The 16730-nt window shown below is 46.8% G+C and carries 11 protein-coding genes; 9 read left to right on the forward strand and 2 right to left on the reverse strand.

The window, feature by feature from the left end; genetic code table 11:
* The first annotated feature begins 367 nt into the window (after positions 1–367).
* From MHI38_RS26585 to MHI38_RS26615, 7 genes are all read left to right on the forward strand, one after another.
* A complete protein-coding gene (locus MHI38_RS26585) occupies positions 368–2464 on the forward strand; it encodes an acyltransferase family protein (protein ID WP_341181871.1) in 2097 nt (698 codons plus the stop codon).
* 294 nt (positions 2465–2758) lie between these two features.
* Positions 2759–4072 carry an extracellular solute-binding protein gene (locus MHI38_RS26590; RefSeq protein WP_154886506.1) on the forward strand — a complete coding sequence of 438 codons (1314 nt, stop codon included), beginning with the start codon at positions 2759–2761 and terminating at the stop codon, positions 4070–4072.
* A 152-nt stretch (positions 4073–4224) separates the two neighbouring features.
* The gene (locus MHI38_RS26595; protein WP_154886504.1) at positions 4225–5106 is read left to right on the forward strand and encodes a carbohydrate ABC transporter permease; all 882 of its coding nucleotides are present in this window, start codon (positions 4225–4227) and stop codon (positions 5104–5106) included.
* Between the two features lie 15 nt (positions 5107–5121).
* Positions 5122–5997 carry a carbohydrate ABC transporter permease gene (locus MHI38_RS26600; RefSeq protein ID WP_154886502.1) on the forward strand — a complete coding sequence of 292 codons (876 nt, stop codon included), beginning with the start codon at positions 5122–5124 and terminating at the stop codon, positions 5995–5997.
* Positions 5998–6027: 30 nt separating this feature from the next.
* On the forward strand, positions 6028–7845 hold the full coding sequence (locus MHI38_RS26605) for a sensor histidine kinase (RefSeq protein ID WP_253495577.1): 1818 nt from the start codon (positions 6028–6030) through the stop codon (positions 7843–7845).
* Complete coding sequence (locus tag MHI38_RS26610) at positions 7842–9443, forward strand: helix-turn-helix domain-containing protein (protein WP_341181872.1); 1602 nt, start codon at positions 7842–7844, stop codon at positions 9441–9443. Before MHI38_RS26605 ends, MHI38_RS26610 begins: the two co-directional genes overlap by 4 nt.
* A gap of 20 nt (positions 9444–9463) precedes the next feature.
* Complete coding sequence (locus MHI38_RS26615) at positions 9464–12043, forward strand: beta-mannosidase (RefSeq protein ID WP_341181873.1); 2580 nt, start codon at positions 9464–9466, stop codon at positions 12041–12043.
* A 106-nt stretch (positions 12044–12149) separates the two neighbouring features.
* Here the strand turns inward: MHI38_RS26615 and MHI38_RS26620 are convergent, their stop codons facing one another.
* A complete protein-coding gene (locus MHI38_RS26620; RefSeq protein WP_308722058.1) occupies positions 12150–13280 on the reverse strand; it encodes an FAD-dependent monooxygenase in 1131 nt (376 codons plus the stop codon).
* 286 nt (positions 13281–13566) lie between these two features.
* On the opposite strand from MHI38_RS26620, the gene MHI38_RS26625 reads away from it, so the two are divergent.
* On the forward strand, positions 13567–14049 hold the full coding sequence (locus MHI38_RS26625; RefSeq protein ID WP_090924395.1) for a MarR family winged helix-turn-helix transcriptional regulator: 483 nt from the start codon (positions 13567–13569) through the stop codon (positions 14047–14049).
* Positions 14050–14144: 95 nt separating this feature from the next.
* On the opposite strand, the gene MHI38_RS26630 is transcribed toward MHI38_RS26625, so the two are convergent.
* On the reverse strand, positions 14145–14444 hold the full coding sequence (locus MHI38_RS26630) for a hypothetical protein (RefSeq protein ID WP_154886493.1): 300 nt from the start codon (positions 14442–14444) through the stop codon (positions 14145–14147).
* Positions 14445–14652: 208 nt separating this feature from the next.
* On the opposite strand from MHI38_RS26630, the gene MHI38_RS26635 reads away from it, so the two are divergent.
* Positions 14653–16683, forward strand: coding sequence for a Na+/H+ antiporter (locus MHI38_RS26635; RefSeq protein ID WP_154886491.1), 2031 nt, complete (start codon positions 14653–14655; stop codon positions 16681–16683).
* Positions 16684–16730 lie beyond the last annotated feature (47 nt).

Genomic DNA, 16730 nt, shown 5'->3' on the forward strand with positions numbered 1-16730 from the left:
AATAAGTTCAGGTAATTATGTCCAGTCGATGAAAAGCACTATATTAAACATTAAATATAGAGTATGATTTTACAGCTGATTATGCTGGCAGAAAAGGTTACATCGGTTAAACGGGTTTGTAACTATTCTTGTCAATTATGAAGTTGTTTTCAGGCGTATAATGCTAAACGTAATCGTGAAATCACGAGAAAATATAAGTTAGATTCACAATCAATACAACTAAATCTATAGGCAGTTCGTCTTCTTTATGTTGTAAATGAAAGATGGAAGGTGCAATACGTATGTTAATAACAACTAGAATGAGCCAGTGTAACAGGATGCCCCGATCTCGATGGATGTGGACTCGCAGTAACAAGGAGGGGCGAGCATGTCACAATCAGTGAAAAAAAAGAGGCATATGAACGGACTGGATGGCTTACGAGCCATCGCGGTACTTGGCGTGATTGCTTATCATTTAAATTTGGATTTCATTCCGGGCGGGCTGCTCGGTGTAGGTATATTTTTTGTTCTGTCAGGCTATCTGATTACCGATATTTTGTTATCCCAGTGGCGGGAACATGGGCGCATTGCGCTTGGAGATTTCTGGTTAAGGCGGTTTAGGCGCTTGTTGCCTGGCATGCTAACCATGACAGCGGTTGTGATGCTCTGGCTGTTATGTACAGACTCGTCCCGGCTTGCTTCACTCAAAGGGGATATCTTATCCGGTGTTACGTACATAAGTAATTGGTGGTATATCTTTCACCATGTTTCGTATTTTGAAAGTTTCGGTCCGCCATCACCTTTTGGACATTTCTGGTCACTGGCTGTTGAGGAGCAGTTTTATCTGCTTTGGCCGCTTCTGTTAATTGCAGCGATCGTTTTGTTCAAAAGAAAGGGATGGCTGGTCGTCTCCATTGTCGTTGCAGCTGAACTTTCAGCTGGCGCCATGGCCATCATGTACAACCCGGATTTGGACCCGAGCCGTGTATATTATGGAACAGATACCCGTGCATTTGCCTTGCTTGCCGGGGCAGCGTTAGCTGTAGTCTGGCCAAGCCGGAAGCTGTCTGGCACATTGCCTGCGATGAATCGGCTCGTATTGGACGGATCAGGAATTGCTGCCCTAGCGGTGCTAATCTATATGATGCTGAATACGAGCGAATACGACTCGTTCCTGTATCAGGGGGGCATGGTGATACAAGCGATTGCCGCAACCCTGCTGGTGGCAGTACTTGCCCATCCTTCGTCTTTGCTGGCAAGGATTATTGGGGCAAAGCCATTGCGCTGGATTGGTGAACGTTCGTATGGAATATATCTGTGGCATTATCCGATTATTGTTCTGACCAGTCCTGTTGTAAATACAGGGGGTGCACATCCTGTACGTATGTTGCTACAAGTCGTTGCAACGGTTGTACTTGCATCGATGTCGCTAAAATATATTGAAAACCCGATTCGTTATAACGGTTTTCGGGATTCCTTGTCAAAACTGTGGGGAAGAGGGCGTACCTCTTTCGTTCCCCGTCAGGTATGGTGGAAACGAACAGGCCTGCTGATGACGTTCCTGTTACTATGTTATGCCATATCGCAGACGGTACTGCCAGTAGCAGCCAATTCAGATTCACATTCGGTGTCCCTGTCTACGGTGTTCAATGGCGAAAAGTCTGCTGAAGAAAAGGGTCAGGACGTTGTACCCGTTACAACAAAACCTTCGGATTCCGGGGAAAAGAATCCATCTGTTCAGTCAGGTACGGAGTCGACGTCAGACGGGAAAACGAATGGGAGTCACAAGCCTGGAACTGCATCTACAGATGGGTCTAAATCGGCCAAGCCGGACGATTCATCCAGCGATAGCCGGGATCAGGGCAACTCACCATCTAATCCTGACAATAATCCTGCTTCCAATTCGTCTGATTCAGGAAACAAAGAAACCGACCCATCGGGTTCGAAACCAGATGAAGGCACAACCGATGCAACGGATTCAGGGGCAACGGATAAACCTGTGACACCTGTCACTAAGAATGGAAAAGTCCAATATACAATTATCGGAGATTCCGTTATTCTGGATGCCAAGCCTTATCTGGAGCAGAGCATATCCGGTGTGTACGTAGATGGCCATGTCGGCCGTCAGATGTGGCAGGCTGGAGATGTGCTGAGGGATCTGAAGCGTAACAAGCAAATGGGCAATCAGGTGGTACTTGAGCTTGGAACGAACGGTTCCTTTAATTCCAAAAATTTAAAGTCCGTACTTGATGGATTGAAGGATAAAACACGGGTTTATCTTGTCACGGTACGTGTGCCGCGTCCTTGGGAGCGAACGGTGAACAAGGCTCTGACGGATGCAGCCTCCAGTTACAGTAATGTTTCTCTTATTGATTGGAATCAGGCTAGTGAAGGGCATGACGAATATTTTGAAAAAGACGGGGTGCATCTGACCGCCGAAGGTTCTGAAGCTTTTGCAGCATTGGTGAAAAACAGTCTTCAATAACCGAACGATTAACATGTAGAATCCTTTAATACGAACTTATCCAGCTATTATATCTTTGAATCATGCAATACATGTTCAGCACATGGAGTATACGTCCAATTTTAAAGTCTCTCCCTGAGAGCAATGGGATTGAAGTTAGTCTTGACTTCATGACATTGTCCCGGGAGGGCTTTTTTTGATATGTAAACAGTGAACCGATATTATTCACCCCTGCATCCGTGGATCGTCACCTTACGTTATGGTAGCGTTACCATTTACAATACAGATATTAAGTGCTCAAGGGGGAGTATAACGATGTGGAAAAAATGGTTTTCAGGCATAGCGGCACTAACCTTATTCGCCGTCATTTTGGCAGGGTGCTCAAGCGGTGATTCTTCCGAAGGTGGTAGCGGCAGTGACAAAGTCACCGTGAGCATCTGGCATAACTGGACAGGGCAAGACGCTAAAGCGGTAGCGATGCGTAAAATTATTGAAGATTTCCGTACCGCGCATCCAGATATCGAAGTGGTGGATGAAGGCTTGCCTACGGACGGTCTCAAAACAAGGTTACGTACGGTTGCAGCAGCCAATGAGATGCCGGATCTCTTCGTGATGTGGCCGGATGCAATGACCAAGGAGTTTGTTAAAGGAGATCTGTTGCAGCCGATCAACGCAGATCTGGATGCGAAGCCGGAATGGAAAGAGAATTTTATTCCGAATGCACTGGATGGATACACAGTAGATGGAAATATTTATTCCGTTCCCATGAATCTAGCGCCCAGCTCTTTTATTTATTACAATGAGGCACTCTTCAAAGAGAATAACGTAAAGGTTCCTGAAACGTGGGCTGAATTGGAACAGGCGGTTGCTTCGTTTAACGAAAAAGGAATCATTCCGATGGCTCTCGGTAACAAAACGAACTGGGTTGCCCAGTCTACCATTTTCAGTACGCTGGCTGATCGGGTGACGGGTACAGACTGGTTTTTGAAAGCCGTAGCTCAGGATGGTGCAAGTTTCACTGATCCGCAATTTGTTGAAGCGCTGAAGAAAATGCAGGAGCTTGGAAACATGAAGGCTTTTCAGGACGGATTCAACAGTATTGATGAAACCCAGATGATGCAACTATATTTTCAAGGGAAAACGGCGATGGTCATGAACGGTGGGTGGGCGCTCGCCAACCTCGTTAACAATGCACCGGAAGAGGTGCTGAAAAATACACATATTACGATTTTGCCTCCAGTTGAAGGTGGCAAAGGTGAACCAAGAACAACATCAGGCGTTGTAGGAACGGGTCTTGGTGTTAGCAAAAAGTTGAGTGGTGCTCAAAAAGACGCCGCGATGGAGCTATTCTACGCCCTGGCTGGTCCGGAAGGTCAAAAAGCTACGCTAGACAGCAGTACATTGGTCAGCTATAAGATTGATCTGGATAAGTCCAAAGCTCATCCGTTGTTTGTAGAATTGTACGATCTAATGCAGGAAGTGAAGATTACGCCGGTATACGATTCCAAACTGGGATCGGCTACGGTTGAAGTGATTAATAACGGGTTACAGGAGCTGCTGATGGGCGGCAAAGCGGAAGATATTGCAGGCCGAATTCAGGCAGCTCAAGCGAATGCGATGAAACAATAGATTGTTTCCTGCTTATAGAGGCTGATTAACCTAACCTAAATAAAGTAAAGTACAGTTCATTCCCCTTCCCGGCAGGGGAGGGGTTTTTAGATAAGAGATTAACGTCCGTTACCGGACAGATTAGAAAGGCAATACGAGGGGAAGTGAAGCCATTGAACGCATTGCAAAGTCGGCGTTTTATTATGCTGGGGCTTGCTCCGGCAGTTATTATCTATGCATTGTTTGTGTTTGTGCCTGTTGTGTGGTCTGCATATTACGGCTTTTTTAACTGGTCTGGCATTGGTGCATCGACATATATTGGCCTCAGCAACTATGTGGAGATCTGGAATGACGCGATCTTTTGGAGGGCTTTGAAAAATAATGTCATTTTTGTGCTGGCTTCGGTGTTTGGCCAGATTCCATTAGCACTCATGTTGGCAGTTATGTTACACAAAAGCAACCCGCTCCAGCGCTTTCTGCGCTCGGCCGTATTTCTGCCGATGGTATTGTCCACCGTGGTCATCGGAATGATCTGGCAGTATATCTATCATCCACAGATCGGTATCTTGAATTTCCTGCTGGATGCACTAGGGCTGGAGAGCTGGAAGCTGCAATGGCTGTCCGATGCAAAGATCGCGATATTTTCTCTTGTGCCACCCTTGCTCTGGAGTTTTGTTGGACTGTATTTGATTATTTTCATCTCCGCTTTGCAGAACATCCCGGGTGAAATCCATGACGCAGCCAAAATAGATGGCGCATCTGGAATCCGCAAACTGGTTTCTATTTCTCTGCCGATGATTTGGGGCACGGTACAAGTTGCCATTATCTTATGTATTTCAGGCAGTCTGAAGTCCTTTGATCTGGTCTATATCATGACAAAAGGTGGGCCAGCTCACGCAACGGAGTTGCTCGCTACGTATATGTATAACTCTACGTTTACAACGTACCGATATGGTTTTGGTAGTGCGATCTCTACAACGATTGTTCTAATTTCCTTGTTACTCATCGGAACAAGCCAGTGGGTGACCAGTCGGAAGCGTAAAGAAAACGGATAGAAAGGAGGCACGCTTATGCGAACAACACCTGTGACTATATCAACACCACGAGGCCATGCAGGGCATTCCATTCGGCAGATTCGTAAAGGAATCTTTTGGACGCTGCTGACGGTCTATGGTATTTTAACATTGTATCCGTTTTATTGGCTTGTGATTAGTGCGTTCAAAACAAATGAGGATTTCTACAGCAGACCTTTTGGTCTACCGGCACACTGGAATGTGGTCAATTTTACAAATGCCTGGGAAAGCTCGAAGCTCGGAACGGCCTTTGGCAATTCACTAACCGTATCGATCGGCTCGCTGATCCTGACGCTGTTTATCGCGGCGCTGGCTTCATTCATTCTGGCGCGGTTCCAGTTTCGCTGGAAAGGGCTGATTATGACGTTTTTCGTTGTAGGCATGCTCATCCCGATCCATAGTACACTCGTTCCGTTGTTTATTTTGATGAAACAGATGTCCTTGCTCAATACGTATTGGGCTTTGATCCTGCCGTATACTGCGTTTGCTTTGCCAACGGCAATCTTTGTGTTGACAGCTTATCTAGTCAGCATTCCGCGGGATATTGAAGAGGCCGCTTTTATGGATGGAACCGGACTTTGGGGGCTTTTTACCCGTATCATGCTTCCCATGTCGCTTCCTGCACTGTCTACGGTGACCATTTTGAGTTTTTTACATGCGTGGAACGACTTTTCCTTTGCCCTTGTATTTATTAATAAAACAGGATTGAAAACGTTACCGCTTGCCATTGCAAACTTCGCAGATGGATATCAGACGGATTATGGTCTAACGCTTGCTGCCATGACCTTATCGGTTATTCCTACGATCATTGTCTATTTAATCTTTCAGGAACAGGTGATGAAGGGCATGACAGCAGGCGCAGTCAAAGGGTAAGCGAGGAGCGTATCCAAAGGAGGAACAGAGTTGGTTCGCTGGCTTACATCATCACTGCAACGAAAATTGTCCGTGGTGGTCACAGCTTCGATGATTGTGCCACTTGTAGCGCTTGGACTATTTGCTTTCCTATTCTCTTCACGGATCACGGAGGAAAAAACGAAGCTATCGGGGATGGATACACTCAAGCAAGTGGAAGCGAATCTTCGTTATATGCTTCAGGATGCAGAGAATTTATCGATTTTCCTCATTGGAGAACGGGATATTCAGCAGTATTTAAGCCGGGACGAGGATCATGAGACGGATCGTCTGGACATTGTGGGACGAATGACCAATCTGGCTGCATCCAAAAAGTACATTGCGAACATTGCCATTTACCCCGGACGCTTTGATGCTGCGTTGTCCACGGCCACTTGGTATGAACCGGACGGAGGTAGTCTGTTTTCCCCATCTCTCCCTAGTGGAAACGCGGATAAAAGGTGGACGGGTGTATATCCCGTTCGCAATTATGCTGGAATTCAAAACGTTATTACGTTGATCAGGCCAATTCGCAGCATCCACAATTATCGTCCCATCGGCTGGCTTAGCATCAGTTTAAATGAAAATGCGATCTCTAAAGGATGGCCAGCATTTGGACTGGGTAGAGGGGAAGGTAGCCTTGAACTGATTGGCAACACAGGAGAGGTTCTGTCCTCCATGGATAAATCCCGGCTTGGGCTACATGTATCTGATCTCGAACCGGGACTGATTACGCGCATTCAGAAGGGGCATAGTGGGACGACTACGTATGGTGAGGAAGAAAGAAAACGTACGGTCCTTTATTACCCTGAGGAACTGACGGGGTGGACGCTGGTTGGTATGGTTCCTTACGAGCAATACCGTTCAGAGAATAGTTACATTATCATTTTGACAGCAATTGCGGTTGCCTTGTCAGCGTTAATCAGCGGTGGCTTGGTCTGGTTCACGGTTCGCAGGATTACGAGGCCGCTGATTGTATTAACCAGACATTTGTCTCGAGTTGACCCGAAGCGTCCCTTACCGTTATTTCGAGCAGAAAGTGATGACGAGATTGGCAAGCTTGGGGAAAGTTATAATCTGCTTGGTGCACATATTGAATCGCTTAAGGAAGAGATCATTCGTGGGGAAGCTCGCAAAAAAGAAGCAGATCTGCGTGTACTCCAGGCTCAGATTAATCCTCATTTTCTGTATAACACGCTCTCCTCCATTCATTGGATCGCGCTGATGTCCAAAGAAAACCGGATCGCGGATATGGTAGAGGGACTAAGTGATTTTCTACGAATCAGTTTGAATAAGGGACAGGATTACTGCCCGGTTGCCCAGGAGATTGCGCATATCCGTCATTATGTACGGGTACAGTCGATTCGTTTTCCGGATCAATTCGTGCTGCATTATATTGTTGATCCTGCATTGGAGCAACGAATGATGTTAAAGCTTCTGCTACAGCCACTGGTGGAGAATGCGATGATTCACGGGATTCAACAGGCAGGAAACCAAGGCACGATAACGATTATGATTCAGAAGGATTCCGCGGTTGAGCGCATGAACATTTTGGTACTGGACGACGGTGCGGGCATGGAACTGGAACAATTGGAGCAATTGCGGGCCAGTATTATCCCCGCGGATGAGAGTAACATGTTGCCGCAGGGCAGTCATTCCCAAGGGAAGCAACTGGGGCAGTCGTTGTCCGATGGAGGGTATGGTCTCCGTAATGTAAACGAAAGACTGTTTCTTCACTATGGGACGGATGCGTTACTTGAAATACACAGCAAAAAGGGTGGGGGCACCCGAATTTCGTTCTCCATTCCAATTCTGGAGGAATCGCCATGAGATTATTGATTGTGGACGACGAAGTCATCATTCGCACAGGGCTCGCGAGTGTGATCGCCTGGCATGAACTTGGCATTGAGATTCTTCCGCCAGCTGCTTCTGCCGAGGAGGCTTTAACTCGACTAGCGGAGGAACACCCGCATATTTTGATGACCGATATTCGAATGAACGGCAAGTCGGGGCTGGAGCTAGCGGAAGAAGTACAGCATCTGCTTCCGGAGCTGGAGGTCATTATTTTATCGGGTTACGATGATTTCTCTTACGCCCAGCAAGCGATCCGTAATGGAGTCACAGACTATCTCTTGAAAACGAGCAAACCGGAAGAGATCATCAAAACGGTGCTGCAGGCCAAAGGAAGAATTACAGAACGATGGGCACAGAAGTCCCGTGAGGGACAATTGTTACGTGAGAACCGGGAGAGGAAGTTTGCCAGATGGGTGATCGAAGGTCATACGAATTCGGGGAGTTGCCCATCCTTTCTCGCATTTGATGAGGAACATGCGCTCCCCGTTCAATCCATAGAGCAAGTTAGTGAGGACAAACGGCCTGTGAGCAGGCAAGTTGTTGTGATTGAGGCAGAGGGTTGGGGCCGCTCTTCCGATGCGCTGCTCCGGTTTGCAGTGCAGAATATGATTGAAGAAGTGCTCCCAGGAACGATTGCTCAGGTTGACAAACAATATATTGTCTGTGTTCTACCTGTGGCTTCCGAAAATGAAGTAAGCGTATACAGGATCAAGGAAGGCATAGATCGTATGGAGGCATGGTTGAAATGTTCACTTCGCGCTGTGCTTGGTGAACCTGTTAACCACTCTTCTGAATTGCACCGTAGTTATCAAACGGCGTTGTTAGCTTTACAGTACCGTGGACTGCTGGATTCCAAAGTGTGGCGATATCAAGAGGTTAATGGCAGGCGAGGTGGCAAAACGGTGTTGACACATGAGGAGGAGACCACCCTCGGTACGTTGCTCATGGACAATGATCCAGTCACACTTACAACATGGATACGTGAACTGATTACGAGGTTGATTGCAGAACCTGATGTCACACCAGGATCATATGTAGCTTGTCTACATTCGGTGATCATTGCAGGACACCGCTGGCTAGCGCGAACACTTCAAGCGATTGGAAGGGAACAACCCTCCAGGCTTGAGCCATGGACCCCTGAAACCGACAAGAAACCGGCAGAGATCGGGGATGAATTGTTCCACCATTTATATGATGTGATGCAGGCATATCACAGTCGTATGGGACAAGGGCAGGCCGCACATGTGCAGAAAGCGATAGGTTATATTGAAAATGCACTGGCACAGGATATTAGCTTGCAGCAGGTGGCCGGGCAGGTTCATTTGCATCCAGGACATCTTAGTGAATTGTTTAAAAAAGAAATGGGTGTAACCTTTGGTGACTTTGTTACAGATATGAGGATCAGGCGGGCAATGGATATGCTCGTTGTGTCTCCGGCAAAGGTCAGTGAAATCGCAGCAATTAGCGGTTATGAAGATGTGAAGTATTTCAGCAGACTGTTCAAAAAGCATACAGGCAAAACACCGAGTGAATACCGGGAGCAGGCACTTGCATTTAAATCTTCAGGCAGCTAGACGGGAGGAGCAGGAGTACAATGGTCAACGTTTGTCGTACAAGTCAGGATTTATCAGGACAGTGGAAGATACAACATTACGAGGTTGGAGAAAAGCGAGCAATGGATGTTGCCGCTGCAGCGCTGGATGACCGATTCTGGATCGGGGCAACCGTGCCTGGTGATGTTCATGGGGCACTTGCAGAGCGCGGCATTATAGATCCGATTTATTTTGGACATAACGATGTCAAGAGTCGCTGGATCGAGCAGAAGGAGTGGTGGTATCGCACCACCTTTAATTTGGACGCGGGTGCATCTTCCGAGGAGCGTATTGAACTTGTGTTTGAAGGCTTGGACACGTTTGCAACGGTATATGTCAATGGACATGAGGTTGGAAAAACCGCTAATATGCTGATGTCTCATACATTGGATGTGACCCGTCTGGTGCGAAGCGGTTGGAATGCGATTGCGGTACGCTTTGACCCGCTTCATCTTCATCATCGTGAGAAGGAGACGTTTGACTGGTCTTCGTATACGAAAGAACGCCCGTGGCTGCGTAAAGCGGCTATGAATTTTGGCTGGGACTGGGGGCCGCGCATCGTTACGGTAGGGATCTGGGGAGCGGTCCGTCTGGAGCGAAGCACGATTGCCAAACTGCAACATGTGTATGCCCGAACCAACGCCGTAAGCAAGGAACAGGCTCAAGTACAAGTCACTGCAGAGGTACAATCTGTTTTATCTTTGCGTAGCAAGCAAGAACGGACACAACCAGTTGTGACTACTTGTGATATCCGGCTTCTGGATAAGCATGGAGAGGTTGTAGCCAGTGCTATTTCTTTGCCTGTAAAACAGGGGGAGGCAGAGGTAACGTTAGATGTGGCTCATCCCTGCCTATGGTGGACTCATGATCTGGGGGAACCCTATCTGTACACACTTGAAGTTACGCTGTATGCAGATGATATAGCAGTGGATCGGTACTGTCAGTCATATGGCATACGGACGATTGAGCTAGCTTTGCATAATGAGCAGGGAGAGAGCCGGTTTGCTTTTATCCTGAACGGGGTCAAAATCTACGCCAAGGGAGCAAACTGGATACCTGCCGATCAGCTGATTGGAACGATTCCGAATTCGCGGTACCGCGAGCTTGTGGAACTGTCCGTTGAAGCACATATGAACATGCTGCGTGTGTGGGCAGGCGGCATCTATGAGAAAGAAGTCTTTTACGACGAATGTGATCGGCAAGGGGTACTTGTCTGGCAGGATTTTGCCTTTGCCAACGCTTTATTTCCGGATTTCAATCGTGACTTCATGCAAAATGTACAGCAAGAGGTCGAGAATAACGTACTTCGTTTACGTAACCGGGCTTCGCTAGCGATCTGGTGTGGCAACAATGAAATCGACTGGCTGTATGACATGAAAACAGCTAGCGGTGATATCACAAGTCCGTTCTACGGCGAACAGATTTACCACGAACTGATTCCTGAGGCATTGGAGCGGCTTGATCCGTCCAGGCCGTACTGGCCTTCTTCACCTTATGGCGCAGATCATGGACAGGATGCGAATGACCCGGATACCGGAGATCGGCACAACTGGCAAGTGTGGCACGGTTCTGTATACCCGAGGAAACAGGGAGAAGTACCTGTGCTGGACTATAGCATTGAAGGGGTCACGTTCAAAAATTATAAAAAGGATCAAGCACTCTTCAGCAGTGAATTTGGCATGCATGCTTCAGCTAATCGGTATACGCTGGAGAAAAATATACCTGCCGGCCAGTTTTACTGGGGGAGTCCCGAAATGGCCTATCGTAATAAGGATACGAATCATCAGAAAGGTATTTTGCTAATGGAAGGGTACACGGGCATTCCACAAAATGTAGAGGATTACATGAACTTCTCCATGTTGACCCAGGCAGAGGGGCTACGCTATGGGATAGAACATTTCAGGCGAATCAATGACCGTAACAGCGGTGCGCTGGTATGGCAGCTGAATGATAGCTGGCCGGGAACAAGCTGGTCGATGATCGATTATGAACTGCTGCCGAAGGCTTCCTTTTATTATGCCAAAACGTTCTTTCATCCTGTACTATTGTCGCTCGAGCATGAGCCAGGACATTCGCTTAACGTATGGGTAGTTAATGATACACAGGATGAAGTGGGAGGACAACTTCGACTGAATGTTTATGGTCTGACTGGAGAGCGACTGTACACTTCAGCATATGGAGTGAAGGTGCCCGCTCAGTCATCTATGCAGATCACAGCTTTAGAGGAAGCCGAAGTGCTTGGAACCAAACGGGCGGAAGAAGTGATGGTGGAATTGCAAGCCGAAGGGTTTGTTGCACCCATGAATCGTTACTTTTTGCGTGATCCCAAAGATGTGATGTTACCGCACTCACGGCTCAGCGTTCATGTAAACGAGGAAGAACAATCCGTAACCGTTAATGCGAGTGTCGCCATTGCACGTATGGTGAAGCTGGAGTTGCCGGTTGGCCGGGTTCGATTCAGTGATAACTATTTTGATCTATTGCCAGGAGAGAGCCGCACAGTAACGCTACAGCATCCAGAGATGCAAGCTTTACCACTTAAAGAGCTGCGAGTAAGTGCGATGAATGCAAGCGAGGCTTGATTTAACCCAGAAAAACCTCCATTGGCGTGGAGGTTTTTTAGATTGAACGGAAAAATATATCACGAAAAAAGAAATACGCTGATGTTGTGTATTCATGGATTCGCAATCAGCGAAAGGATTCATACCGTTGCTGAAAAGAGGACTCCATGTGCACTTGGCGTGCCAGTTGTTGCTGTACTTTGGAGCCACGAATGACCTGCAGTTGCTGTAGCACATCGGAAGATGTGAATTTATTTTGTGCCATCTGCATAAGCAGTTCGGCAAGAACATCGGCATCCTCAAGCGCAGCATTCAAGCCAAATGCTCCTGTAGGTGTCATCGTATGAGCAGCATCGCCAATGAGTACGACATTATCCTCCGCCCACTTGGAGCTATAACTGCTCTCTACAGACAGTAGCACAAAGTCACTCCAGTCCTTAATATGCGCAGCGACAGAATCCGCAAGACAGGGGAAAGCTGCTACCAGCTTGCCTACAAAAGGAGCAAAGGGTTGTTCACGCAACTTAGCATATCCTCCTTCGGGAATGTTCCATCCAATCTGTACATAACCGCCGTATTGTGAAAATAACGCGAGTTGTTGCCCATCCATACTTGCCATACGAACGGCAGGTTCCCATCCTGGTGGGGCAGGAATACGAGCCCATAACAGATCGTAGCCGTGTTTGCGAATCTCGGGTGCAAGGCCGGCATGTTTGCGCACCGCCGAATATCTACCGTCCGCTCCAATAACGACAGATGCTCTAATGGAGGCAGGAACACCGTTTTGACGCACGTTAATGCCAACAACATGACCATCTTTGTCCCGAAGCAACCCGGTCATGACTGTATTGAAGCGAACCTGATATAACGGGCTTAGCGCTTCAGTCTGGGCCGTAATCGCTTCGAGGAGATGATCTTGTGGTACGTGAACGCCAACATGATGCTCCCCTTTGCTTGGATCGGGGTTAATGGTATGGATGATGTTTCCTTCTTCCCAATATTGAATCTGCTCTAGATGCAACAAGCCCTGCTCTTGAATATGGGAATATAATCCGTGTTTGTTCAAAATAGCTTCGCCATCTGCATTCAGCAGTTCTCCACGGAATGATTTATGCAGATGAGGCTGTCGCTCAATGAGTAATGTAGAGATACCTTTCTGGTTAAGCAAATATGAAAGCAAGGCGCCTCCGGGCCCTGCCCCGACAATGCAGACATCCGTGTAGAGTGTATCGTTTGTCTGAGATTTCATCAATTTCATGTACATTATTCCCTTGCTATATAGTAGTGAAAATCTAGTAGTGGACGGAAGTTTACTTTATGATAACAAATTTATTTAAATAATTAAGTAACTAAAAGTAACCTAGTAGATATACGTTATTATAAACAAAGTGTTCTTTATATACAATAGGCCAAATTCAATTTTTTTATCAACATAAAGGGACGCAACCATTTTGCTCACCAGGCAATCTTTTTTTTCACAACCAAATGTGTGTAAATATGTTACAATATAAGGCAGGTTACAATGAAAGGCAGGAGGAACGGATATGAGCCCGAATACGGAGCGAAACTCGCAATTGGCAAACGTTGATCAATTGTTGGAGGCCTTCTTCAGATATAAAAACAAAGTATTGGATCAACAGCAAAAGTCAGAAACGAACTGCAAGCTGAATCCAACAAAAAGCCATATATTGGGCATGATTTTACGTGAAAAACGCTGCATGGCAGTTGATGTTGCGCGTCAGCTTAGTCTGTCCTCTGGAGCTACGACGATTGTACTTAATCAACTTGAAAGCGAAAATTTGATTCAACGTGAACGCAGCGAGGAAGATCGCAGAATCGTCTGGCTATCCTTAACGGATGAGGGAGAGCAATTAGCCAGAACGTTGAATGCTAATCGTGGCCGCATGACATGGGAACTGTTACAAGCGCTTACGGAGGAAGAACAGCAGTTAATGCTGGGCATGCTCAAAAAAATAGAAATGAAGCTGCTGGAAAATATGAAATCTTTCGAGCAGACCTATCGTTAATGCATATGACACCTGAAGACGTCAGTCCTCATGCATTTGTACCCGGTACCGGGTATGAATATGTGAAGACTGGCGTTTTGCGTGTTATAACAGAGCTATAGATGAAAGCGAGATACATGATCGCTGAAGCCTTCCTGTATAAGAATATCTTTCTGCCGGCTGCCCATTAAGTCAAAATGAGGGAAGGGCTGTCTTCGGTGAATATAACGCGGGTCTAACCCGTGTTCACGACACCATTGTTCCAGGCGGTCAAGGTCTGCACAGCCTACTTTGGTGACACTGGTTATGCCGGGAAATCTGGAATCGATCCAGAAATGAGTGAGATAGGCGATTTCACCGCGAGCGACTCGTTCTTTCCAAGCTGTAAGTTCTTGCCGTTTAATCCCAAAAGCCATAGTTGAACGTTCCTTTCCGACTGAGTATGTCCTTAACATATTGTACATCTTATATATGAACTCAATCAAAATGTTTCGGTACGATGTGTATCAGCATGATTGAAGTGGGTAAATGAATATGAAAACTTTGTTATAAACATCAATGCTTTTGTTAAAATAAAGACATCACGAACGATTCATGACTTATATAGCGGAAAGGGTTGTCATCATGGAACTATTCATTGCGGTACTTGCACTCCTCGGACTGATCGGTCTATCTAACGTGTTGAACCGGTTTGTCCCTTTTATTCCCGTTCCGCTTATTCAGATTGCACTGGGAGTAGCTGTAGCCCTGCTACCAGCAGGTGTACATCTACCATTGAATCCGGAATTGTTTTTTGTGCTATTTATTGCGCCCTTATTGTATAACGATGGAAAAAGAACGCCAAGGAACGAACTATGGAATCTGCGAGCACCGATTCTTTTGCTTGCACTGGGACTGGTATTTGTTACGGTTGCTGTTGCCGGATATGCCATACACTGGCTGATTCCGACCATTCCACTTCCTGCCGCATTTGCGCTTGCGGCCATTCTTTCTCCGACAGATGCAGTTGCTGTAGGTGCTATGGCCGGACGTGTACATCTGCCCAAAAGTATACATAGACTTCTTGAAGGAGAAGCATTAATGAATGATGCTTCGGGCCTGGTTGCATTTAAATTTGCTATCGCAGCTACGGTTACGGGTGTCTTCTCACTCACTCAAGCCACATTCAGTTTCATTATCATTGCCGTAGGAGGTCTGCTTGCTGGTGCGCTCATGTCTTTTTTGTTTATTCGGCTCGGGGTATGGATTCGCAGACTGGGCATGGAAGATGTAACGATTCATATGTTGCTTCAGATTCTGACTCCATTCGTCATCTACCTCTTGAGTGAAGAAATCGGGGTCTCCGGCATTCTGGCCGTGGTTGCAGGCGGGATCATTCATGCGATTGAGCGTGACCGGGCAGAATCGGTTCAGATTAAGATGCAAGTGGTGTCTGCGAGCACTTGGTCTGTTATTTTATTTATATTGAATGGTCTGGTGTTTGTCATTCTCGGCGTGCAGGTTCCCGATGTGCTTAGTAAGATCTTTGTTAACGTATCATTCAATAACTTCGAGGTGCTGGGTTATGTACTGATCATCTCCGTTCTACTTGTGTTGTTACGTTTCTTGTGGATTTATCTGTTCTGGCAAGTCAATGAATGGCTACGTGCGAAGTCCGCTATTGGCAAACCACGCTTCAAGGAGATTACTATTCTCTCTCTATCGGGAGTAAGAGGTGCAGTGACACTGGCTGGAGCATTTTCGATTCCATTTGTGCTTCAGGACGGGTCGCCTTTTCCCGAACGTGATTTAATTATTTTTCTGGCGGCTGGTGTTATTTTGTTCTCTCTGATTGCGGCGAGCGCGTTGTTACCTGTGTTAGCCAAGGAAGAGGGGAAATCCTCCGATGAAAATACACCTCAGAAATCTGAACGCAGAGCACAGGACATTATGCTGAATGCCGCTATTCGAGCAGTCAAGTCTGAAATGAACGATGAAAATAAAGCTGCCGCACTGGCCGTTGTGTCTGACCTGTCCAAATATATTAAACAGGCGACAGGGCAGTTTACAGCAGATAATCGTAAAGCAATGCAGAAGCAGGAAACAGCGATCAATCTAATTGCTACCCGGGCTGAGCGCAAAGAGATTGAAGTGATGATGGATGAAAATGCCCTTGGGCCTGAAGCGGCTTTCAAATGTGATAACTGGCTGGATCGTAAGGAGATGATGCTCTCCAACCGGACGAACACTCAACTGCTGGCGTCGCTCAATGAGATTGGACGAATGCTGGGTCAACTGTTCACCAACCGTTCCAGCAAACCAGATCAGCCCTTTATGCTTGAAAATGCCGAACTGTTCCGCAAGGTGAAGCTACGCACCTCTCAGGCAGCAATCAAAGCCATCCGGGCACATATGAATGACTCCAATCGTGTGGCGGCTCTCGCGGTTATTTCCAAATATGAACGGGTGATCGCAAAGTTACGTGCGTGGAATCAGGATAAGACGACGGAAGATCCGTTCAATCAGGATAAACTGGAACTTCAGATGGTAGCTATTCAGGAGCAACGCAATACAATACAACAGCTGTATGAGAACGGAGAGATTACACGCGATGTTGCAGCCAGATTACGTCGTTATATCAATGATGTAGAGGCAACAGCTCTTAAAAACGATTAATGGATTATTCATGAGTTCGCATGAATCGGGCAATGCTAACGTAGAGT

The organism is Paenibacillus sp. FSL K6-1558 (assembly GCF_038002565.1).
Taxonomy (GTDB): domain Bacteria; phylum Bacillota; class Bacilli; order Paenibacillales; family Paenibacillaceae; genus Paenibacillus; species Paenibacillus polysaccharolyticus.

Excerpts from the sequence above, each read along its gene's own strand:
- MHI38_RS26625 (WP_090924395.1), top strand. The coding sequence starts at position 13,567 with ATGAGCCCGAATACGGAGCGAAACTCGCAATTGGCAAACGTTGATCAA.
- MHI38_RS26590 (WP_154886506.1), top strand. The coding sequence starts at position 2,759 with ATGTGGAAAAAATGGTTTTCAGGCATAGCGGCACTAACCTTATTCGCC.
- MHI38_RS26635 (WP_154886491.1), top strand. The coding sequence starts at position 14,653 with ATGGAACTATTCATTGCGGTACTTGCACTCCTCGGACTGATCGGTCTA.
- MHI38_RS26630 (WP_154886493.1), bottom strand. The coding sequence starts at position 14,444 with ATGGCTTTTGGGATTAAACGGCAAGAACTTACAGCTTGGAAAGAACGA.
- MHI38_RS26615 (WP_341181873.1), top strand. The coding sequence starts at position 9,464 with ATGGTCAACGTTTGTCGTACAAGTCAGGATTTATCAGGACAGTGGAAG.
- MHI38_RS26585 (WP_341181871.1), top strand. The coding sequence starts at position 368 with ATGTCACAATCAGTGAAAAAAAAGAGGCATATGAACGGACTGGATGGC.
- MHI38_RS26620 (WP_308722058.1), bottom strand. The coding sequence starts at position 13,280 with ATGAAATTGATGAAATCTCAGACAAACGATACACTCTACACGGATGTC.
- MHI38_RS26610 (WP_341181872.1), top strand. The coding sequence starts at position 7,842 with ATGAGATTATTGATTGTGGACGACGAAGTCATCATTCGCACAGGGCTC.
- MHI38_RS26600 (WP_154886502.1), top strand. The coding sequence starts at position 5,122 with ATGCGAACAACACCTGTGACTATATCAACACCACGAGGCCATGCAGGG.